General features: G+C 49.1%; 1 protein-coding gene. It reads right to left on the reverse strand.

Annotated features, from left to right (window positions below; all coding sequences use genetic code 11):
- Window position 1: 1 nt before the first annotated feature.
- Entirely contained in the window at window positions 2–244 is a 243-nt protein-coding gene (locus tag GPL15_RS15550; protein ID WP_215699603.1) for a hypothetical protein, read from the reverse strand.
- Window positions 245–576: the final 332 nt, after the last annotated feature.

Genomic DNA, 576 nt, shown 5'->3' on the forward strand with positions numbered 1-576 from the left:
TTCAGTTTCTGCCCGTCTTTTTTGATGCCTGCAGACTAAGTTCCACTAACGGTTTCCAGACGACTTCCCACACCGTCAGAGCACGGCCCGCCCCGCAGGTTTCAAGCCCCGGCCCGGCCACCGTCCCCTCGTCCCGCTTTCCTGCTGGTTTTCTCTGGCTAAAGTAATTAAAAGTAAATTTAAAATAAAGGGTCAAGGCATTTTCAAAAATGGCTTCACCCTTTAATGTAAATCCCCACACCATTTAACATCAACCCTGAAGGCATTTTCAAAAATGCCTTGACGCTTTACTGTCAATCCCCACGTCAGTTACATAAAATATCTATACCATAATCTGCACGAAATACCAACCCCCGTCTCAATCGAACACATCTTTGCTTTTTCTCCTTCCCTTCCCCAAATCTTTATTTATCCTTTATCAGACCAGTACACAGCCATGAATCCAGGGAATGGGGACGGACGGGGGCGGAGGCCTGCTTGGCGGTCTGACGCCGGACGGAGCGGAATCCGTTGGCGATGAAAGCCGTCTGGAAACCGTTAGTGAAACTTAGGCTCCAGGGATGGAAAAAGACGGGC

This window comes from Clostridium sp. MCC353, assembly GCF_018785315.1.
GTDB lineage: Bacteria > Bacillota > Clostridia > Lachnospirales > Lachnospiraceae > CHH4-2.

Excerpts from the sequence above, each read along its gene's own strand:
- GPL15_RS15550 (WP_215699603.1), bottom strand. The coding sequence starts at position 244 with ATGGTGTGGGGATTTACATTAAAGGGTGAAGCCATTTTTGAAAATGCC.